The organism is Halobacillus litoralis, assembly GCF_009856355.1.
Taxonomy (GTDB): domain Bacteria; phylum Bacillota; class Bacilli; order Bacillales; family Halobacillaceae; genus Halobacillus; species Halobacillus litoralis_B.
Window position 1 is genome coordinate 131,055 of the sequence record NZ_WMEW01000002.1, and the last position, 20,184, is coordinate 151,238.

A 20,184-nucleotide genomic window follows, 5' to 3' on the forward strand; every position below is an offset into this window, starting at 1 on the left:
AACGCCACCCTTTATCTCCATTTAAGCCCCTGAATTCGACTTCGGTGGTGTCAGGTTCTCAGGATACCCATAGCCTCCATGTTCACTGATATCAAGACCCATAATCTCTTCTTCTTCAGAAACACGGAGCCCCCCCATCGCCTTATCCATGACCTTCAAGATGATGAAGGAAACAATAAACGCATAGAGACCAGAACTCACGACCCCCAGAATCTGGACGCCCAGCTGTTCAAATCCCCCGCCGTAGAAAAGTCCGGGACGACCGACAACAGCAAGTTCCGGCGTTGCAAACAACCCGTTGGACAACGTACCCCAAATCCCCACCGTGCCGTGAACGGAAAGAGCAAAAATAGGGTCGTCGATTCTCCGTTTATCAAAGAACCTCATACTGAAAAAGACGAACGCTCCTCCGATTAAGCCGATCAAAACAGCCGCCCACGGAGCAACGAAGGCACAGGAGGCTGTAATGGCTACCAGACCCGCCAAAGCTCCGTTCAGCGTTGTCGGTACATCTGCTTTCCCTGTTACGGCCCAGACCATAAGCATCGCCCCTACAGCCCCCGCGCCTGCTGCCAGCTGAGTATTTAAAGCGACATAACCGAAAAAGGCATCCGCGACACCAAAAGTACTCCCCGCATTAAAACCAAACCAGCCTACCCAGAGAATAAGCACACCGAGAGCTGTGAATACCTGGTTATGACCGGCAATCTCGTTCGATGTACCGTCTTTATTGTATTTACCAATCCGCGGTTTTAAGATCATGGTAGCTGCCAGGGCCGCCATTGCACCTGTCAGGTGAACAACAGTGGAACCGGCGAAGTCCTGTTTCCCGTGCTCCGCAAGCCAGCCGCCTCCCCAGATCCAATGAGCAATGACCGGGTAGATAAGTATAGAAAATAAGACCGCAAATATAACGTACCCCATCAGCTTCGCCCGTTCAGCAAAGCCACCGAAAGCAATGGTCATGGCAATAGCTGCGAATGCCAGCTGGAACATAAAATCAACCGACCCCGCGAGTCCTCCGCCCATTGTTTCTGCATCCCCGTAAAAGAACTGGGATAAGCCTACAAAGGCATTCCCCTCACCATAAATCAGTCCATATCCCACGGCCCAGAAAACCAAGGAAACAATTCCTACTGTAAAGACGGTTTTCCCTGCAATGTGGCCGGCGTTTTTCATACGTGTCGACCCTGCCTCCAAAAGGATAAAACCTCCCTGCATCAATAAAACAAGAATCGTACAGACAACAATCCATAGATTGTTCATTAAAAACGTGGCTTCCATGACTTACCCCTCCATGTTAGATTTCTTAACATCATGTGATATATACTACTGTAACAAAGTCAAAATGTTAAAACAATTGTTTATGTGAGGATTCTTCACATTTTTCAAAAAAATATCCGGGGAGGGATTTATCAAGCTGCAACTTGATAGGCTGTGCTCCGTTTCCCCGTCTATCCATCCGCCATGGGCAGGGGGTGAAACATCGTAAATAAGGCTGTCCAGGACACGTCCCGGACAGCCTCTGCGACCTCTCCGTTTCTTTTCTAACCGGAAAAGTCATCAATGATCTTATATTTCGGGTGCTTTTCAATCAATTCTGATACCGTTACAAATTGAAAGCCATCTTCTTTTAAAACGGGAAGAATGCGGTTCAATGCCTGAACCGTCTGAGATCTGTTTCCTCCGAAATCATGAAAAAGAATGATATCCCCGTTTTTTGAATGCTGGAGAACTGTATCTACAATCCGATTCACTCCAGGGCTCTGCCAGTCTTTGGTATCCTGGTGCCAGGACCACATGACAACCATATAGCCCTCCTCACTGGCGGTGTCAACAATAATGTCGTTGTATACTCCTCCGGGTGGTCGGAACAATGTAGGAGGTTCGCCTGTAATCTCCTTGATGACTTCTGCCGTAAACCCTATTTCCTTTACGATTTCTTGTTTCGATATTCCAGTAAAGCTGGGATGATGGTACGTATGGTTGGCAATTTCATGGCCTTCCTCCACCATTTCCCTGATCAAATCCGGATGTTTCTGCGCCCGCGATCCGACGACAAAGAACGTCCCTTTTGCCCCGTGTTTCTTTAATACTTCCATAATTTCGGGTGTATACGTACCACTCGGTCCATCATCGAAGGTGACGGCCACCCATTTGGTCTCTGTCGGCACTTCCCATATCGCCGTCCCTTTTTCTTCATAATAATGCCGGGGATGAGCATCCGTTGGGAGTGGAGAAAAACTTCCAATAAGCAGAATAAAAGCAGCAAACCCTGACGCGATTTTCATCTCTGCCACCATTTCCTTTTTCCATTAGTGTGCAGAGCGTAAGTCATCTTATTCCATAGAAAAAGCTCCCTTCTATGGAGAGAGCTCTTCCGCTTATTGATCCGGTTTTAAAATGGTCCGCTGAAGAGGAACGCCTCCCATGGAAACATTCCGTTCAATAAAGACATAGCGGCTTCCATTGATTGTAAACACACCATTTCCTTCATAAAATGCTTCAAAGCCCCGGCTCTTCAGTTCAGCCAGAACAGCCTTGATATATTGATTGAAATCAACATACCGGTCATCCAAATCCATTTGGATATGCCCCTTCCGGTACCCCATAAGCCGGTTAAATAACATGTAAAAGCCGGCACCTGCGGCTAGTAAGACCATGAGTTGAATCATTGGACACCCCTCCCTGTTCACCTTCTTCTATTCCATACGTAAAGGATGAGGGGGGCGTTTCAATCTATGTTTTTTTCTGCTTAATTCCGCTGTTTTGTCGGTGCCAGGTCAATTTCACGAATCGGTACAGACGATGGCTGCTGATATGCGCAATTGACAGCTTCAGTTACAACTTCCGGCTGAAGTCCTCCACGAATAGAAGATTTCCAATCCTTGTACCCTTGTGCGATGCCATCGTCAGACTTATGTGATCGGAGTTCTAAACGGGATGCAGGCTGTTCTTCCGTCCATGAAAAAGCTGCATCTTAGGGACATTCTGCAGTCCCCAGTCGTAAATGATAAAGCCGATTGGTGTCGCAGCAGGAATTGTCCCATGAAATTTCCCGATGTTTATTCTGTCCAGGAAAGGGGCCACGGCGCTCGTTACCGGCTGTACACTCCTCCTGAATCCGGGGAAGCTGACACCGAATTCGGCTGTCGAATTCACGAAGATCATCGCCTATGGATGGAACATCTGACCTTTGCCCCTCTATAAAAAGACGCTTCTTTCCCAGCCGGAGTGACTGAAAAAGAAAGCGCCTTTGTTTCATTCCATAAAGGTCTTGGACCCTGGAGGGATTCAGATAAACGGGAAGCAGACAATCAAGAGCCTGCCATACATGGAACCTTCGGACACTCCTCACATTCGCCGGCAAGAGCGTATCCTTCAACCGTAAATCCTTTTTTTCTAAGGACTTTTGCTGCCATATTTTTCTCAATCTCGTTCGTGGAGACCAACAGGAGCGGCAGATCCGGCAGTTCGCCGGCGTGCCGTTTTAAATAGGCCAGAGGCAGGCAGTACGCCTGAGGATACGGATCCTTATAGGAAATCTGGTAATCCCTTGTGTCCACCACTGCTCTGCCTGTGAAAGATTGATGGGGTGTCACAGGGACTTTATAAACCGACCGGGCCGGCCATATCCGATAGAGGATGTGGTATAAAGCAGACATGATTAAAACGCTTATCACCACCATCATGCTTCGTCCCTCCTTTTCACTTCATTTTCTAACATCATTTTATACCCCCGTTGGTATAATTGTCAACGCAGAAAACCTCCCCGTCTCAACGGGGAGGTTCTGATTAATGAACCATCCGGCTGCGGCCTTTCCAGAATTCCCTCCGGATCGCCACTTTTTGGATTTTCCCGGATGCAGTCTTCGGTAATTCTTCGATAAAGGAAATGCTCTTCGGTACTTTGAAATGAGCGAGTTTTTCGCGGCAGAAACGGACCACTTCTTCTTCTGTGAGACTTTCGCCTTCTCTGAGAACAATACTCGCGTGCGGAACCTCCCCCCATTTTTCATGGGGAACCGCTACGACAGCGGCTTCCAATATGGATGGATGGTCGTACAGCGTTCCTTCCACTTCGATGGAAGAGATGTTTTCCCCACCGCTGATGATGACATCCTTTTTTCTGTCTACGATTTCAATATAGCCCAGTTCATCCACAACAGCCATATCTCCCGTATACAGCCACCCATCACGAATGGCAGCTGCCGTTGCTTCTTCATTTTTGTAATAACCATCCATGACATTATTGGACCGGGTAATTATTTCACCGATGGTCTTTCCATCATGTGGAACATGGCTGCCCTGTTCATCCACAACTTTGACCCGGCTGCCTATCATACTATACCCTGCTTTCGCCTTCAAACGACAGCGTTCTTCCGCCTCTTTATCCACATCCATAGACTTGAGCTCAGATATCGTAATCAGTGGCGAGATTTCAGTCATGCCGTACACTTGAATGAACGTCCAGCCGAGATCCTCTTCCACTTTCCTCACAAAAGCCGGAGGAGGAGCCGACCCTGCAATAACGACGCGTACATCCTGATGAATCTGTGGACCGGCGGATTCATATGCCTCGATCACCATGTTCAACACCGTGGGAGCCATATGTAATACACTCACCTGATGCTTCTCCACCTTATCAATGATGACGGATGGTTCGGTTTTTCGAAGCATCACCTGGGTCGCTCCATTTGCTGTGTAGTAAAACGGAGATCCCCATCCGTTCACATGGAACATCGGAAGTACATGAAGCAGCGTATCCTGATCCGACACACGTAAATGATGCATCGAGGATAGAGCATGCAGATAGTTTGATCGGTGGCTCAGGATAACGCCTTTGGGATCCCCCGTCGTTCCGCTCGTATACAACAAGGAAGCAGGGTCCGTTTCCTCTACTTCGACTCTTGAAAATGGATCTCGGGAAAAGGAGTGAAGCCATTGTTCATAGCCCTGGTCAGAAGGATCTCCATGAACAATCACGTGCTCCAGGAACGGGAGATCATCGACAATGTTTTCCACTAAAGGATACAGCGCTGCATCTACAAGCAGAACTTTACTTTCACTATGTGTCAAAATAAACTGATAATCTTCCGGCTGTAACCGGGTATTCAAAGGTGTCATGACAGCTCCAAGCTGAAAGACTCCGTAGAACCCTTCCAGCATTTCTGTTGAATTGGGGGCCAGATATGCCACTTTGTCCCCTTTCCCAACGCCAAGGGACTGCAGGCCTCGGGAAAGCCTGTTGACCCTGTGATTCAACTGATTGTAGGTTAATGAAAATGTGTCATCTATGATGGCTGTCTTTTCTCCATATAATTCTACTGCACGATCAAGGAAATCTGTTAAGACTAAAGGTACATGCATGCCTACACCCTCCTCATTTAAGCGCTTACAATAATAGCCGGGGAAATTTCTTCAACCGGCCGTTTATTCTTTCTCGACAAGCTTCGGTCAGGTTGGAAGCTTTCCACCTGATTTTCCTTCCGAAGCCAGAAATACCGGTGATCCATTAAATACGCCTGTATAAGCTGAATGTCCCTGACGGTAAAAAAAGCCCGGATACTCGACAACCCACCCGTTTTGGTCTACGACCAGCGCGGTTTCAAAATTTCGGCACCTGTACTGAAAGATCCGGCAGCCATCAGAGTCCCCTAAATACGTGTACGTCTGCAGGATCGGCATGACTTCACGACTTAGCGGCTGCACAGAAACCATTTTAAATGTCCTTTTCTCTCCTATCATCCATGAAACCCGGTTGATTGGAAGCGAATTGGTTAAAGGGGTGAGGGACAAGTCAATATTAGACGCTCCATCCAGCGCTTCCACGTAACGGCCGTCCACCCACCACTTGTCCTCTTTAACAGTTTCAATGACAAAAGGGTCTTTTTCCTCATTGATGAAAACCTTCAGCTTTTTTGTTTTCCAATCAGGGCCGAGTCTTAAAACATAAGACACCCGGTGGGGACTGTTGTCACTGATCAACAAAACGGTTCCGTTCACTTCCATGCCGTCCGGCCGTCCGTTAATGGTTACATATTCCGATCCGGCGGCGTCAAGATGATCCCACATGATCCGCTGCAGCAATAGGATTTCCTCCTTTTTTATATCATCGGCTATCGGACAAACTTCCCCCTTCCATTCCCTTATTTTAGAAGAATTCGTTGAGATACAGCGATATTCCTTCCTTGTTTTACATACGGTTTAAATTCCTGCATACACTAGAAAAATCATGAAAACCTGAAAATAGATTTGCATATGGGAGGGGGGGTACGGTGAAATTCCGGTCTGATGCAGGGGTATTAAAAAAGCAGTTAAAAAACGCCTTAAAACCAGGTGACACACCGCCGATTCATAAAGAAGAGGAAAGAATGCTGGAGGACATTAAAAATAAGACCAAAAAAGCCAACCGGAACAATGTTACCCGTACGAAAGCCTATATGGATTTCTTTCTCATCCACCCCGAAATCCATTGGGCTCTGCTTGCCCATTTAGTTTCAAGAAATGCCGGATGGAATATGACCGATTTGAAGGGGTCTTATCTTCCTAAGCTGCTGACAGCAAAAGAAGCGGTTGATTTCTATGTATTTCTGGAACGCGGCAACTGGCTCATCTTTCAGGATGCCTACCCTCAACTGCTTCTCTATGAATACAGCAGGAAACAGGGGGCACCTCTTTGGCACCTCTTACCCTTTCTTCATGTATCTGCCTTCATGCGTCCCTTTTGGGAGCGTTTTTGGGAAAGCGGCCGCAGCGAAGAAATCACTAAAGCCCTGATTGTCAATGAACAGCATTATATCGAAAATCGTGTTCTTAACAACTCCCTTTATATGCAGACAGTAATGGATAAAATGATGTTCAAGCTTCAGGAACTGCTGTCCATGAACCATATCCTTTTCCCTTACCTGACGCCTGTGCAAAAACGAATAAAACTGACAGGTGGAACGGTCCACCATTTCACTTCCGTAAATAAACGCGTCTCCTTGGGACGTTCCCTCTATGACCTGCTCTATTCCATAGAGTCCCGGCTTGAATCCATCATTCTATGGGCGGAATCCCGGCCTCATACCGGCTCAAGAGCTGATTACTGGCCCGAGTTATTCTTTATGGAAGGGGATGGTTCAACACCTGTACCTTCTCCAAGTCCATGCAGAGGATTTGGGAGAAACAAACTTTTCAGTCCGGCCCTGTCAATGGCCTGGGATGACTGGGTCCATCCTTCTGCGGAAGAAGGAGACTGGTTTACCGATTGTCATGTGCTTCGTCTGCTGAAAAAAAAGCCGGAAAAATTTTCAGGAGACATCGAAGGTCCCTGCTGCCGGTCTCTTGAGGAAATCCAGGCAGCTATTCAAGCGAAACAAACGTTTTTTTCATAGAGCGCTGCACAAAAAACCGTCCAGCTTCATAAATGGAGCTGAACGGTTTTTATGTGATCACAACCCCCACACCTTTCAGGCTTTCACCGCCCTTGTCGCAACCATCGTCTTTATGTACTTGTCGATTGTCCGCCCGTTTCCAAAATCATCTTCGTAAAAACCGGTAATCATCAGTCCGGCTTCAATCTGTCCTTGAATCTGATCTTCAAGCGTGTGTCCAAACTCTACAGCCTCGTTCTCTTCAAAAGCATCTTCCAGTCCTGAATAGGGAATCGTATGAGCCACGTCAAGCTTTCCTTCCTCTTCTTTCTGGTCATCAAACAGGTAAAGAACCGGGTTCATAAATCCGGCAATCAACGTACCTTTTCTTTTCAATACCCGGGAAGCTTCTTTCCATACCGGCCGGACATTTTCCACAAATACGTTGGAGACCGGGTGAACAATGATATCAAAGGTTTCATCTTCAAAAACGGACAAGTCAGTCATGTCCCCTTGAACGATTCTAAGGGAAAGCCCTTCCCTTTCACTTACCTTTCTATCCTGTTCCAATTGGGCTGCGGATAAATCGAAAACCGTGACGTCAGCTCCGGCGGCTGCGAGTACTGGTCCCTGCTGTCCGCCACCAGCAGCCAGACACAGCACTTTCAATGCACTGACAGACTTCGGAAACCAATGTCCAGGCACCTTCCTTCCCGCAGTTACCCCGACTGCCCAATCACCAGCAGAAGCCTTCTGAATGACTTCTGCATCGACCGCTCTCGTATAGCGGGCATGATCCTTGACTTTTCGATCCCAGGCTTTTTCGTTGTGCTTTCGAATGTTCGTCATTCGTTTTCCCCCTTTTCTATTGGATGGACCTGCCCCAGTGCTTTTCAATTTCCGAGAACAGAGACTGTTGGTCTTCCACCGATAAGTACCCCATATAAAGTTCTTTTGAGTGGTCCGATTTCCTTTTTATAATCAAGACATCCTTTACTTTTGTTATTCTAATGATGTCATTAAATGGCAGGTCGAGATATCCGCCTCCCAGTCCTCTATGGATCGTTAATCCATTCTTACGCACGAATGTATAGGTACGTGTTTTCATAGTCAGCACATACCAGACCGCTCCCCCACTGATGAGGACACCTGCAGGGAGCGTGTAAAGGAGAGAACGGTTCCCCGTCAGGAGTGCGGTTACCACTGTCACAACGCTGCAGACAATGAGGACAAAAGCGGCCCGGGCCGCTTTTTTCTTTCTTAAGGTGCTGCTGTACGTGTAGGCTGCGACCATGTTTTCTCCTCCTCTTTCACTTCCTCCCTGTTCTACGGATCTCCCTCTGCATATGTTTCGTTTTTTGGAAAATCGCGCCATCATTTACTTTTTTATTCCCCTTGACGGTAAACCGACCGGTATGGTTATATTGAATAAGAATATACCGATCGGTTTACTTTCAGAAGGGTGATGCTTCATGAATAAAAAATTGAACGTACTGGCCGCAACAGGATTTATAATTATGTGGAGCTCAGGGTTTATCGGAGCGAGGCTCGGGACCGATGAGGCAGCTTCTATGACGGTGTTGATGTGGCGTTTTATAACGGCTGCTGCTATTTTAGGAATCTGGTGGTTATGGAAGCGGCGCACCCGTTTGAGTCCTAAAAGTGTGATGACTCAAGTGTTGATCGGTCTGCTGGCTCAGGGAGGATACTTATACTGTGTATTCCTTTCCGTTGAACAGGGGGTTTCAGCGGGGACTTCTAATTTAATAACGACGCTGCAGCCTATAGCAGCAGCTCTGCTCGCGGGACCTGTTTTAAAGGAAGTGACATCCCGTAAACAGTGGATCGGGTTATTCATCGGTATCACAGGCGTACTGTTCGTCGTTTACGGTGATCTTGGGAAAACGTCAGACGTACCGCTATGGGCATATGGATTGTCATTTGCAGCTATGATTGCTCTTGTTATCGCAACATTATTTGAAAAAACGATCAAACACCCCTTGTCATTAATGGATGCGCTCCCGATTCAAACAGCCGTGACTGCTGTTTTCTTTACAGCTGTTGGAATAGCATCAGACAAGGCTGCACCCCCGGCTGCCTTTGATTTCTGGTTCGCCATTGGCTGGGTCGCCGGTTTGTCCACGATTGGAGGATACGGCTTTTACTGGTTGAACTTAAAAATCGGCAGTGTCACACGAGTCAGCAGTCTCCTGTATTTAACACCACCAGTGACGATGATCTGGGCTTATTTTATGTTTGGAGATACAATTGGTTTCTTAACCATCTCAGGAATGATAATATGTTTCCTAGGTGTATGGGTCATTCAAAAAGCAGAAGCCGGTCCTTGTGAGACCGATCCGTACAACCAGATAGATGGAGGTGGCGTGCGTGGGTGAAACGACAAAAATGACACCGGCGGCCCGGCGGATTCTGGATACCGCTTCAGAGCTGTTTTATTCCAAAGGCATCCATGCTGTAGGTGTGGAAACAATCGCAAGTGAAGCTGGTGTAACCAAGAAGACCCTGTATGACCGATTCGGATCTAAAGACCAGCTTATTGTGGCGTACTTGGAAGAGCGGGATCAAAAGTGGAGAGAGCACCTGTTCTCCAGCATGGACGAAGTTCCGGACGATCAGCCGCTGGATAAAATCCTGCGTATTTTCGATGCCCTTGAAAACTGGATGAGCACACGGAACAAAAGAGGCTGCGCTTTCGTGAATGCGCTGGCTGAACTTTCTGAAGAAACCCATCCAGGCCGAAAGGTGATTATTGAAGAGAAAAAGTGGCTGAAGGAATTGTTTGTCTCCCTTTTGGAACAACTGCAGCTGGAAAATCCCGATCCAATAGCAGAACAATTGTTTATTCTTCACGAAGGCTTAATGGTGACCTATTCCCTTGATATTTACGAACGAGGGACAGCAGGAGCAAAAGAAACGGTACAAAAGCTCATTGAAACCGCAGACCATAAAAAAGAGGAAGCCTGAATATCAGGCTTCCTCTTCAGCTTGTAAAGAAACCCCTGTTTCTTTACAAGCTTTTTTCTTTATTACCGCCGGGAGCGTAAGCCCCTTCCCTTTCCGCGGACGAGCGCCCGAGCTTCCTCGCAAAACCCACGCTCGGCGATCTCGGACCACTCGTTCTTCCGCAGGAGTGGAAGGGGTATCGCTCCTTGGAAGTTCTTTTTCATATTCCAGCAGGCAGCCGTCCTCAGCGCCTGTTCTTATCCTTTTTCTTTTCCACGCAAGCGGCCACAGCACAGCCCATGCCGTTCTTTTGAACCTGCGAACCTACGGAGGGCGTGCCCGCTGCATTCATCCACCGATAAGCGGATGTGACCCTTTACACGACTAATGGACAACTCAAACTGGTTAACACAGGCTTTTTCTACAGCCAAAAGAGGAAGCCTGAATATGAAGCTTCCTCTTTTTTGCTCATACAGCCTCTGTTTCCTTCTCCTCACCTGTTCCTGAACGCTTTCCCTTAACATGCTTCAAGAGAGCAACAATAAGAAAACTGACAATTACAAGCAGCAGCCAGGAGCTTATCTTCCCCACGTGAACAACCCTCCAGGATTCCTGCTGGCCCGGATACTGCCACGCACCGAAAAATGTTGCAATGTTTTCAGCAATCCAGATAAAAAAGCCGATCAGGACAAAGGACAGAACAAGCGGCATTGAATATTCCCGCCCATGAACAATATAAGTTACCCGTGTCCGAATAAACAGGAGAACGACAAGGGATGCGAGCCACCAGCGGATATCAATCCAGAAGTGATGAAAGAAGAAATTGAGGTAAACCACCCCTGCCAAACCTCCGGCCAAAAGGGAGGAAGGCCAGTGAACCAACTGTACGTCCAGTCTCCTCCAAGCCTGACACAGATAACTGGCTACACTGGCATACATAAATCCGCTGTACAACGGGACTCCCCAGACCTTACTGTATCCGGGCTCCGGATATGACCACGAACCCATGTGCACTTTAAAGATTTCCAGTGCCAGACCGATGACGTGAAAAAGCGTGATCACCTTCAGTTCATCTTTTGTTTCAAGACCGGACCGAAGCATCAGCCACTGCATCAGTAAGAAGAAGATCAACAGCCAGTCATAACGTGGAAGAACAGGCAGCGGGAATACCTGCGTAACTGCAAGCGCCGCAAATATTATAACCGGAAATATGCATGATAGTGCCTGCTGCCAGCCAAAGTGAAAAAGCTGCTGCACAGCGTCTGACACCTTATGAAAACATCTATGTTTCATCACGTTCATCCTCTACATACTCCAACAAATCACCAGGCTGGCAGTCCAAGGCTTTACAAATGGCTTCCAGGGTGGAAAAACGGACGGCCTTCGCTTTTCCATTTTTCAAAATGGAAAGGTTGGCCAACGTTATCCCCACTTTATCCGCCAGTTCTGTCACACTCATCTTCCTTTTCGCAAGCATCACATCTATATGAACCTTCACCGCCATCTCATCACCTCACACCGTCAGATCATTTTCTTTTTTCATTTCAAGTGCCTGCTTCAGCAGGGCCTGCAGGACCGCAGCGAAAACGCCTATGACAAAGGACGCTGCCATGAAGGCAAGGCCGGCGGCAATCAATCCAGGAGCATCATCCACTTCCCCTGCTCTGTAAAAGAACGGAAACACCAGCACATAGATCGCACTGACCGCAAAAGCACTCCGCTTGATTTTGGCTAATGAGTGTACCGACGCCTCGGAAAATGCCGCTTCTTTTTCAATCAGCCGCAGCAGGCGGAGGGCCTCGTATAAGGCAGTGAAAAAAGGAACAGCCGCTGCATACATCCCGATCACCACAGGATAATGCGAACCCCACATCCCCCTTGCTCCCCCTTCTGTCCAAGGAAGCAGAAACACGCATAAAACCAGCACTCCCAGTCCCAGCACATAAAGAACAGCCGTTAAAAATATCGTCGATCCTTTTTTCACTTTCCTCCCCCCATTCTTGTTTTCTATTTTATCGATATATTTATCGAAAAACAATAAATTTTTATTCTTAATCAATATTCATATCTTTGCAGGACAAGTTCTCTATTGACCCATCAGCATCTCCGTACGTATAACATCAAAAAGGTAAGCCCTCTCCATCGTCGGTGAGAAAACCAATCAGCTCCTGGCTGATCAAGAAAGGTGGGAGAAACTCCTCAAAAAAGCAGGACAAGCTGTATCAAACGAACTCTCCAAAACATAACAAAAAGACCGCTGTCCCCGCGAGGCCACTGAAAAACTGAGGATTTGTGAAAGGTAGAATTCAAAAAAGCGGATTGTATGGATAAAATATTCCATGCAATCCGCTTTTCTTCTATTTTCACCTTCGAGACCCGAAGATGAAACAACCTCATATCCGTGTCTATGCTTTAATTCACTATTCTTCGCTTCAAAGAAAATCACTCTTTTTAGATAGGCCACCGTTGATTCCACGATGAGCGTTCGATGGTGACGCCTGCGGGAACAGCGCGAGCCGAAGATCCACTTGGTCAAGTGATCTTCTTGACCAAGTTAGCTGAGGCCGTGCCCGCGGCAAGCATCCATCGACAAGCGATTCGTGAGAATCAACAACAACCTTTAACCACTTCTCTTGATAGGAAAAGGAGTTTTTCAGTGGCCACGTCCCCGCAGCGGTCTTTTTGTAGATGAACTTTATATTCCCCTATCTTCCCAGAAACCGAAAAACTCTCCTGCACCCTTTCCTTCCATTCTTCACGCCATCACTTGGGATGGTCACAAGGAGCGTTCGGTGGTGACGCCTGCGGGAACAGCACAAGCCGGAGATCCACTAGGGCATGTGTTCTTCCTGTCCAAGTCAGCGGAGGCCGTGCCCGCGGCAAGCAGCCACCAATAAGCGGAACGCGACCTGCACATATCCTGCAAAAAGGAGTATTTTCCAGACCCATTGGACCGAAGCACCGTTTTCCGCCCTTTACACACGGGCTTTCACGTCATCGACAATAGACGTAATGATGTGAAAGGAATCCCATTCTCCATCAGAATAAGAAATGATCGGGTAGGCCTTCGGGAACAGCTTCTCCTGGATGGCTCGATTGGACAGCCCTGATTCATGAAGATGCTTAACTTCTCCATAGAGATATTGGAGATGATCCAGCTTCTCTTCCATCCGGCTGCGGCCGTCCGCTATGTATCCGGCATGCCCACAAAACATCGGTCCAAAGTCGTACGTCAGCAGTTTTTGAATGGAATTCATAATCCCGGGGATGGATTCATCACGCATGATCACCTTGGTTTTCGGCCGTACGAACAAGTCTCCTGAAAATAAAAGGCCACGGTCTTTATTGAACAGCGACACATGATCCTCAGCATGTCCGGGGGTTTCAATCACTTCCCAGTCCATGCGCAGGGAGGAAAGATGCTTAGGGTACGGAACCGGGTGAAAAGCATCGCGCAGGCCCCACGTCTTCCTCCGATATTCCGGATAAGGAGCAAACGTCATACACGTATCGATCCCGGATGGATGAACGTAAATCGGCGTATCCCCGTGCTCCTCCAGCCAGGATGCTGTTCCTGTATGATCTTCATGGCTGTGTGTCAGAGCTGCCAATTCTATCGAAATGCTTTCATAAAATGAAAGGAGTTCATGTTCAAAATGGCGGGTCCCTGTATCCACGATCATACCATCCACATAATACGCAAACACAGGACCCATATGAGGGACGACCATCTCTACACACGTGACTTTCTCTTTCTCATAGACCTGAAACATACGAACCACTCCTTCTATGGATTCTGTCCCTATTGTAACATGAATGAATAGTCATTCATGTTACAATGAAAACATCAACAAATAAATTAGTCTCTGCCGTAGAAGTGATTCCTCCTTTACTGCCGGAATCACAGGGCCCCGATCCGTCTGGAAAAACATGCGTTTTCCAGTGACTCCAAAGGAGCAATCACCAATACTTAATCATGGATAGGATTTTCCCCAGGCAGGCGGCAGTGACGCAGCTTGGACTGTTCTTTCGAAACGGCGAAGGAGCTATGCCAACCTTTCTCTATCATCACAGCGTAAAGCTGCCTTCCCACAGGCACCGGCACGAGGAGCGTTCGGTGGTGACGCCTGCGGAAACAGCGCGAGCCGAAGATCCACTTGGTCAAATGGTTTTCTTGACCAAGTCAGCTGAGGCCGTGCCCGTGGCAAGCAGCCATCGATAAGCGGAACGTGCCCTCTCAACATGACATACGGACGACTCTAACTGGATAAGACGAACTTTTTCTACAGACTGAAAAAATAAGCACCCCTCAGGGGAGTGCTTATTTTTTGAAAGTTTTCCAATCGAGTTCACTCTCATTAAGAAGCTCTTCAAAACTCTTGTTGGCTTCCCGGCGCTTCCTCTCTTCCATCCGGCGCTGTTTTTCCTGCGCTTCCCGCTCCGCTGCCTGCTGCTTCCATTCATTCTGCTTCGACTTGAGTTTGGATAAAACATCGGCGTTCAGCTGGGAACCAAGCGAGCCTTCTTCCAGTTTTTTCTTACTCATATCGTCGCTCCTTCTTTCACGTCTTTGATCGGGATGATTGGATTCAGGATACCATCAGGGCTGGAAAGACGGAAGGTTCCACGGACAAAATCAAGCTTCATATCCTTTTTAAAGAAAATGGCCTGCTGGTTGTCAATAATGACCGGGTAATCCTCATTTTCCACTCGCTCATCCGTCGTCCGTTCTTCATGCTCCAGACGGATGGTCGGGAGTCCGTTCACTCCGCAGCCACACCCTTCGGTATCATAAAAGAGGCGGAGGATCGGCCGGCCGGCTTCCTGTATCTGCTCAAGCTGTTGTTTGGCTTCATCTGTGATGCGTAATTTCATTATTCATCCCTCCTGTCCCTCTATTGTAAAAAATCCTTTTGCAAAGAACAATCGTTTTGATTTTATTCGGCAAAATGACCGCCAACTAGACGGCTGCGATGTCGAGCTGTGCCGGCGTCGGTCCAGGAAACCGCCCGAAGCAGCATATCCTGACCGAACCGTTCCCGGATCTCATCCATGACATACCCGAGATCGCGTTTTTTATCCCTTCCTTGATCAAACAAGTCCAGCTGAACACTGGCGTCCTCAGTGATATTCCCGAGCGAAATGGATATCCGGCGGACGACTCCTCCGTTATAAAAGCGGTGGAACAAAGTCAAACAGGCGTGATAAATGTCCATCGTAATACTTGTCGGCTGATTGATGGATACAGACCGGTGAAAACCGCTGCCGTCCTCCCTTTTACTGTAGCCGATGCCGAGGGAAATTGTACGGCCGGCGTGTCCTTTTCGACGCGCACGACGTGCAACTTCCTCGCACATTTCTAAAATGACATACTTCACTTCCTCCGGATAGTCCCTGAGCAGGATCTGACTTTTTCCATAGCTGACCTGCCCATGGATGATCGGGGCTCCCGGGTCGGATAAATCGATCCCGTTCGCATGGTAATAAAGCTGATTGCCCATCACACCAAACGCTTTTTCCAGACGCTCCAGTGGGAATCGGGCCAGCTGCCCGACAGACCAGATCCCCATCCGGTTCAACCGGTGCTCCATACGCGGCCCGATCCCCCACATTTCCGACAAGGGAGCTACAGGCCACAGTTTTTCCCGGAAATTTTCAAACGTCCAGCGCGCCACACCCTTCTTCTTCGCTTCTAAATCAAGACACAGCTTCGATAACAGCATGTTCGGTCCGATTCCGATGGCCGCATCGAGGTGGAACGTTTCTTTCAGCTCATCAATAATCATCTGAGCAGTCTGCTCGGGACTGCCGAACTTCCCTTTGTTCCATCCCACCTCCAAAAAGCTTTCGTCCACACTGTACGTATGAATCTTCTCTTTCGGGACGAATTTATGAAAGAGGTGGGTGACTTGTGTCGACACCTCTAAATATTTCCTCATCTGGGCAGACACAATCACAATGTCCGGGGAAGATGGGATTTCAAATAGACGGCTTCCCGTGCGGATGCCGTACTTCTGCTTCATGGCGGGTGTAGCTGCAAGAACGACGCTGCCTCTCCGGTTCATATCCGCCACGACAGCGAGCGGACAGGTTAAAGGGTCAAGACCGCGGTCAATAGCCGCACAGCTGGCGTAAAAACTTTTCATATCTACACAGAGGATTCCACGGTCCGGATAACGGCTGTAGTCCATACTCGGTTGGCTCATGTCCCTCCTCCTTTAGTTTTTACTACTAGTATGCGAATATATGTTCGCGTTTGCAAGTTCCAATTCCTGTCACACTGCTTTCAAGCATGAAAAAACCCCCGGACAGCAGGCCCGGAGGGAAGAGAAAAATTATTTTTTCTTAAACTGCTTATGCATGATTTTTTCCACAGCAGAGGGAGCCATGGCATACACCTTGCTTCCTGAATTCATCCAGGATGGCAGATTGATCTCCCGCTGTTTCGTAAATAAGCGGCTGATGACGACTCTTGCCACCTTATTCGGGTCCAGCATCATTTTGTCTACAGCTTTTTCATAATTTCCACTCGGGTCCGCCTGCTTAAAAAAGTTCGTGCGGACAGGGCCGAGGTTGACGCTCGTTACGTGAAGCCCCAGCGGTTCCACTTCCATCCGGAGTGCATTGGTAAATCCGAGCACGGCATGCTTCGTAGCTGCATAGACAGCAGATTTCGGTGTTGCCATCTTTCCGGCCTGGGAGGCAATATTCACTATATGCCCTTCTCCGTTTTGGAGCAGGTGAGGCAGCAGTTGATGCGTGGCACGGAACAACGACGTCACATTGACCGACACCATCCGGTCAATATCCTGCCAGTTTGAATCAGCCACGTAATCGAACACCGCCACTCCTGCATTGTTAATCAATGCATCGACAGACCCCTGCTCATAGCAGATTCTATCAATCGTATCCTTCCATTCCGCATCATTGGACAAATCCGCTTTATACCAGGGGCAGGAGATGCCGAAAGTACTCTCAATCGTTTCACTCATCAACTTCAGTTTATCCTCTGATCTCGCCGTTAAAATCGGGACAGCTCCTTCTGCTGCTGCGTGGATGGCAAGAAACTGCCCAATTCCGCTGGAGGCCCCGGTAATCAGAATTTTCTTTCCCTTTAATCGTTCATTCATGTCATCACCCGTTCATTTCGTAAAATTTCTCCCCTTCTATGATAGACGTTTTCAGACGATTTATCGACTCCAAATAATCCAGCTGGCCGACGGTCTCCGACATTGTCAGCCCGAGCTGGGATTCTACATGCTTGGGAAACAGACGCTCGCATACGTCGTAAGCACGCAGCGGCCCATCCTTGAACATCTGATAAACTTTCCCGGCACGCTGTTCCTGCTTTTTCAGACGTGTTTGGATAAGAGCATGGACATCACCGAATACTTTTCCATGGCCGGGGTAGACCGTATCTATGTCCAGAGGGAGCAGTTTCTCCATAGAGTCCCTGTACTGCAGAAGCGGCTTCGGCCGTTCTTCATTGGGGCTGTAAGCAGGTTCGAGCAGAGGATTGGACGAGATATGGGCGAGCAGGTGGTCTCCTCCAATCAGTGCCCCATCCTCTTTTCTGAAAAAAGAGAGGTGGTTCTGTGCATGACCAGGGGTTTCAATCACCCGCCATTCCTCATGCCCCGGAAGAGCATCCCCTTCTTCAAGCAGGTGCGTCATTTTTCCCTCTGCCGTCCATTTAAGAGGTTTTTTCAGTCCTTTCAAAAGGGAATCAAAGCGTTCGGGGACCCCTGCTTCTTTATACATCCACTTAAAGAAGGCTTCATACTGTTCAAAAAAACGATCATCCCTTTCCAGCCAGGGCTTCAACTTCGGGTGCCCGGCGATCGTCTCTACACGTGGGAAACGATCCACAAGCCCCATATGATCCGGGTGGTGGTGCGTGAGAATCACCTGTTCAATATCTTCCGGGTGGTAACCAATATGGTTCAGTTGTTCGACAAGTGCCTTCCAGGCATCTTCGGTACGCACACCGGCATCCACAAGGGTAAGGCGGTCCCCTTTCAACAGGTACGTATGGACGTCTCCGACCGCATAGGGCGTCGGCATTGTAATTTGAGTAATAGTATCTTTCAACGTTTTCATACCCTTCCTCCAAACTGAATGAACATTCATTTCTTTCATTGTACCACGTTTCACTAATCATTTCCCGCCTATGGACGTTTAAATATCCTATAATTCGTAATACTCTTTCTAGTAACACTTTTTCAAATACCCTTCAAAAAAATCTTACAATTCATTATACTTTAACGCGTCTAAGTAAAAGTAAGATCTTTTGAAAAGTTGTAAGGAGGAAAATCATGGAAAAACAGGAGAAGAAAGGGCTGACGATACGCCTGCTTGACGGCGTGGAACGTGTCGGGAACAAACTTCCCCACCCTGTTACATTATTTGCTGTTTTTGCGCTGCTTGTCGTCATTGCTTCCTGGATAGCGTCCATAGCAGGTGTTGAAGTGGAAGATCCCGCTTCAGGTGAAACCCTGCAGGTGGTCAATCTGCTTTCCAGTGAAGGCATTAAATATATGTTTGAAAGTATGGTTGAGAACTTTGTAGGGTTCGCACCGCTCGGAACCGTACTGGTCACAATGCTTGGTATCGGGATCGCTGAGAGGTCCGGGTTAATCAGCGCGATGCTCCGGGGCCTGGTTACTTCTGTACCACGCTCTTTAATGACAGCTTCCCTCGTATTCGGAGGGATTATGTCCAGTATGGCCGCAGACGCCGGGTATGTCGTACTGACTCCGCTTGGTGCTGTATTGTTTGCCGGACTCGGCAGACACCCGCTCGCTGGACTGGCGGCGGCCTTTGCCGGTGTATCTGCCGGGTTTAGTGCCAACCTGCTGCTGACAGCACTGGATCCACTGCTTGGTGATTTAACCATTCAGGCAGCAGCAACCATTGATCCTGAGTATGCAGATACCATTTTGTATACGATGAACTATTACTTCATGATTGTCTCTGTATTTGTCTTAACGATCGTCGGTACCATTGTGACGGATAAAATCGTTGAGCCGCGCCTTGGCACGTATAAGGGCGGCGTAAAGGAAGAGGTCAACTATTTAACAGCCATTGAGAAAAAAGGAATGAAAGGAGCCTTGATCAGCTTTATCGTTACGATCGGGCTTATGGCTCTTCTTGTTGTTCCGGAGTGGGGGCCGCTGCGGAACCCGGATGACTTTCTCGCTTCACCATTTTTCCACAGCCTTGTTCCTGTTATCTTGATTTTGTTCTTTGTTCCAGGGTTTATTTACGGAAAAGTAACGAAGGAAATTAAAAGCGATAAAGATGTTGCCGGACAGATGTCCGATACGATGGCTTCCATGGGTATGTACATTGTTCTTGCCTTTACGGCAGGACAGTTTGTTGCCTACTTCAATCATACCAACCTTGGTAAAGTCATTGCCGTCAGTGGCGCGGAATTCCTTGATAATCTCGGCTTTACAGGCATCGGGTTGATCATTGCGTTCATTTTTGTCGCTGGTTTCATCAACCTGTTTATCGGAAGTTCTTCAGCCAAATGGGCGATTATGGCTCCTGTCTTCGTCCCACTCATGATGCAGCTCGGATATTCACCGGAACTGACTACTCTGGCCTATCGGATTGCTGATTCAACGACGAACGTCATTTCACCGTTGATGCCGTACTTTGCGATTGTGATCGCCTTTGCACAGAAATACGATAAAAAAGTGGGGATTGGTACATTGATATCCGCCATGCTCCCTTACTCCATTGCCTTCTTCATCATCTGGATGATTATGCTCCTCATCTGGATGATGACCGGTCTTCCTATTGGGCCTGGTGCAGGATTCGAATACAATGGATGATTAAAGATACCGAATGATTTTCC

Annotated in this window: 23 protein-coding genes; 6 read left to right on the top strand and 17 right to left on the bottom strand. The window is 48.0% G+C overall.

All coding sequences use genetic code 11. From position 1 onward, the window contains the following. Window positions 1–21 precede the first annotated feature (21 nt). The 3 genes from GLV97_RS04440 to GLV97_RS04450 all read right to left on the bottom strand — a co-directional run bounded on the left by GLV97_RS04440 (window position 22) and on the right by GLV97_RS04450 (window position 2,675). A complete protein-coding gene (locus tag GLV97_RS04440; RefSeq protein ID WP_160836031.1) occupies window positions 22–1,284 on the bottom strand; it encodes an ammonium transporter in 1,263 nt (420 codons plus the stop codon). A 263-nt stretch (window positions 1,285–1,547) separates the two neighbouring features. Beyond that, window positions 1,548–2,291, bottom strand: coding sequence for a polysaccharide deacetylase family protein (locus GLV97_RS04445; RefSeq protein WP_160889136.1), 744 nt, complete (start codon window positions 2,289–2,291; stop codon window positions 1,548–1,550). 93 nt (window positions 2,292–2,384) lie between these two features. Next, window positions 2,385–2,675 (bottom strand): hypothetical protein, encoded by a 291-nt coding sequence (locus GLV97_RS04450; protein ID WP_237418573.1) that lies wholly within the window; start codon window positions 2,673–2,675, stop codon window positions 2,385–2,387. A 386-nt stretch (window positions 2,676–3,061) separates the two neighbouring features. Between GLV97_RS04450 and GLV97_RS04455 the strand changes: the two genes are divergently transcribed. Continuing rightward, window positions 3,062–3,193 carry a hypothetical protein gene (locus GLV97_RS04455; RefSeq protein ID WP_337194078.1) on the top strand — a complete coding sequence of 44 codons (132 nt, stop codon included), beginning with the start codon at window positions 3,062–3,064 and terminating at the stop codon, window positions 3,191–3,193. Between the two features lie 124 nt (window positions 3,194–3,317). Here the strand turns inward: GLV97_RS04455 and GLV97_RS04460 are convergent, their stop codons facing one another. From GLV97_RS04460 to GLV97_RS04470, 3 genes are all read right to left on the bottom strand, one after another. Next, window positions 3,318–3,692, bottom strand: coding sequence for a hypothetical protein (locus tag GLV97_RS04460; RefSeq protein ID WP_160836033.1), 375 nt, complete (start codon window positions 3,690–3,692; stop codon window positions 3,318–3,320). A gap of 103 nt (window positions 3,693–3,795) precedes the next feature. Beyond that, window positions 3,796–5,370, bottom strand: coding sequence for a long-chain-fatty-acid--CoA ligase (locus GLV97_RS04465; RefSeq protein WP_160836034.1), 1,575 nt, complete (start codon window positions 5,368–5,370; stop codon window positions 3,796–3,798). 87 nt (window positions 5,371–5,457) lie between these two features. Continuing rightward, complete coding sequence (locus GLV97_RS04470; protein WP_160836035.1) at window positions 5,458–6,090, bottom strand: putative glycolipid-binding domain-containing protein; 633 nt, start codon at window positions 6,088–6,090, stop codon at window positions 5,458–5,460. Window positions 6,091–6,278: 188 nt separating this feature from the next. Here GLV97_RS04470 and GLV97_RS04475 point away from each other — a divergent pair, with 188 nt between their 5' ends. Then, window positions 6,279–7,379 carry a DUF2515 family protein gene (locus GLV97_RS04475; protein ID WP_337192705.1) on the top strand — a complete coding sequence of 367 codons (1,101 nt, stop codon included), beginning with the start codon at window positions 6,279–6,281 and terminating at the stop codon, window positions 7,377–7,379. Between the two features lie 75 nt (window positions 7,380–7,454). Here the strand turns inward: GLV97_RS04475 and GLV97_RS04480 are convergent, their stop codons facing one another. Together GLV97_RS04480 and GLV97_RS04485 are read right to left on the bottom strand one after the other, a co-directional pair. Beyond that, window positions 7,455–8,207 (bottom strand): class I SAM-dependent methyltransferase, encoded by a 753-nt coding sequence (locus GLV97_RS04480; protein WP_160836036.1) that lies wholly within the window; start codon window positions 8,205–8,207, stop codon window positions 7,455–7,457. A gap of 16 nt (window positions 8,208–8,223) precedes the next feature. After that, window positions 8,224–8,652, bottom strand: a complete 429-nt coding sequence (locus tag GLV97_RS04485) for a hypothetical protein (protein WP_160889137.1) — start codon at window positions 8,650–8,652, stop codon at window positions 8,224–8,226. 178 nt (window positions 8,653–8,830) lie between these two features. Here GLV97_RS04485 and GLV97_RS04490 point away from each other — a divergent pair, with 178 nt between their 5' ends. Together GLV97_RS04490 and GLV97_RS04495 are read left to right on the top strand one after the other, a co-directional pair. Further along, window positions 8,831–9,754, top strand: a complete 924-nt coding sequence (locus tag GLV97_RS04490; protein ID WP_160889138.1) for a DMT family transporter — start codon at window positions 8,831–8,833, stop codon at window positions 9,752–9,754. Then, window positions 9,747–10,343 (top strand): TetR family transcriptional regulator, encoded by a 597-nt coding sequence (locus GLV97_RS04495; RefSeq protein ID WP_202409590.1) that lies wholly within the window; start codon window positions 9,747–9,749, stop codon window positions 10,341–10,343. The genes GLV97_RS04490 and GLV97_RS04495 overlap by 8 nt, the downstream gene beginning before the upstream one ends. Before the next feature lie 447 nt (window positions 10,344–10,790). Here GLV97_RS04495 and GLV97_RS04500 read toward each other — a convergent pair whose 3' ends face one another. Genes GLV97_RS04500 through GLV97_RS04510 form a run of 3 tightly spaced genes read right to left on the bottom strand, consistent with a single transcriptional unit; the run spans window position 10,791 to window position 12,306 of the window. Further along, a complete protein-coding gene (locus GLV97_RS04500; protein ID WP_202410578.1) occupies window positions 10,791–11,615 on the bottom strand; it encodes a DUF817 domain-containing protein in 825 nt (274 codons plus the stop codon). Beyond that, window positions 11,605–11,826: a helix-turn-helix domain-containing protein gene (locus tag GLV97_RS04505; protein ID WP_160840561.1), complete on the bottom strand. Its 222-nt coding sequence runs from the start codon at window positions 11,824–11,826 to the stop codon at window positions 11,605–11,607. Before GLV97_RS04505 ends, GLV97_RS04500 begins: the two co-directional genes overlap by 11 nt. A gap of 9 nt (window positions 11,827–11,835) precedes the next feature. Continuing rightward, a complete protein-coding gene (locus tag GLV97_RS04510; RefSeq protein WP_160836041.1) occupies window positions 11,836–12,306 on the bottom strand; it encodes a DUF2975 domain-containing protein in 471 nt (156 codons plus the stop codon). A 504-nt stretch (window positions 12,307–12,810) separates the two neighbouring features. On the opposite strand from GLV97_RS04510, the gene GLV97_RS04515 reads away from it, so the two are divergent. Further along, window positions 12,811–13,014, top strand: a complete 204-nt coding sequence (locus GLV97_RS04515) for a hypothetical protein (protein ID WP_160889140.1) — start codon at window positions 12,811–12,813, stop codon at window positions 13,012–13,014. A gap of 283 nt (window positions 13,015–13,297) precedes the next feature. Here the strand turns inward: GLV97_RS04515 and GLV97_RS04520 are convergent, their stop codons facing one another. From GLV97_RS04520 to GLV97_RS04545, 6 genes are all read right to left on the bottom strand, one after another. Beyond that, a complete protein-coding gene (locus tag GLV97_RS04520; RefSeq protein ID WP_160889141.1) occupies window positions 13,298–14,095 on the bottom strand; it encodes an MBL fold metallo-hydrolase in 798 nt (265 codons plus the stop codon). 548 nt (window positions 14,096–14,643) lie between these two features. Next, window positions 14,644–14,868, bottom strand: coding sequence for a YqkE family protein (locus tag GLV97_RS04525; protein WP_160836043.1), 225 nt, complete (start codon window positions 14,866–14,868; stop codon window positions 14,644–14,646). Beyond that, window positions 14,865–15,197 (bottom strand): iron-sulfur cluster biosynthesis family protein, encoded by a 333-nt coding sequence (locus GLV97_RS04530; RefSeq protein ID WP_160836044.1) that lies wholly within the window; start codon window positions 15,195–15,197, stop codon window positions 14,865–14,867. Before GLV97_RS04530 ends, GLV97_RS04525 begins: the two co-directional genes overlap by 4 nt. 62 nt (window positions 15,198–15,259) lie before the next feature. Beyond that, complete coding sequence (locus GLV97_RS04535; RefSeq protein WP_237418574.1) at window positions 15,260–16,528, bottom strand: DNA polymerase thumb domain-containing protein; 1,269 nt, start codon at window positions 16,526–16,528, stop codon at window positions 15,260–15,262. A gap of 129 nt (window positions 16,529–16,657) precedes the next feature. Next, window positions 16,658–17,452, bottom strand: a complete 795-nt coding sequence (locus tag GLV97_RS04540) for an SDR family NAD(P)-dependent oxidoreductase (protein WP_160889142.1) — start codon at window positions 17,450–17,452, stop codon at window positions 16,658–16,660. 4 nt (window positions 17,453–17,456) lie between these two features. After that, window positions 17,457–18,422 carry an MBL fold metallo-hydrolase gene (locus GLV97_RS04545; RefSeq protein ID WP_160889143.1) on the bottom strand — a complete coding sequence of 322 codons (966 nt, stop codon included), beginning with the start codon at window positions 18,420–18,422 and terminating at the stop codon, window positions 17,457–17,459. Window positions 18,423–18,637: 215 nt separating this feature from the next. Here GLV97_RS04545 and GLV97_RS04550 point away from each other — a divergent pair, with 215 nt between their 5' ends. Further along, window positions 18,638–20,161 (top strand): AbgT family transporter, encoded by a 1,524-nt coding sequence (locus tag GLV97_RS04550; RefSeq protein WP_160889144.1) that lies wholly within the window; start codon window positions 18,638–18,640, stop codon window positions 20,159–20,161. Window positions 20,162–20,184 lie beyond the last annotated feature (23 nt).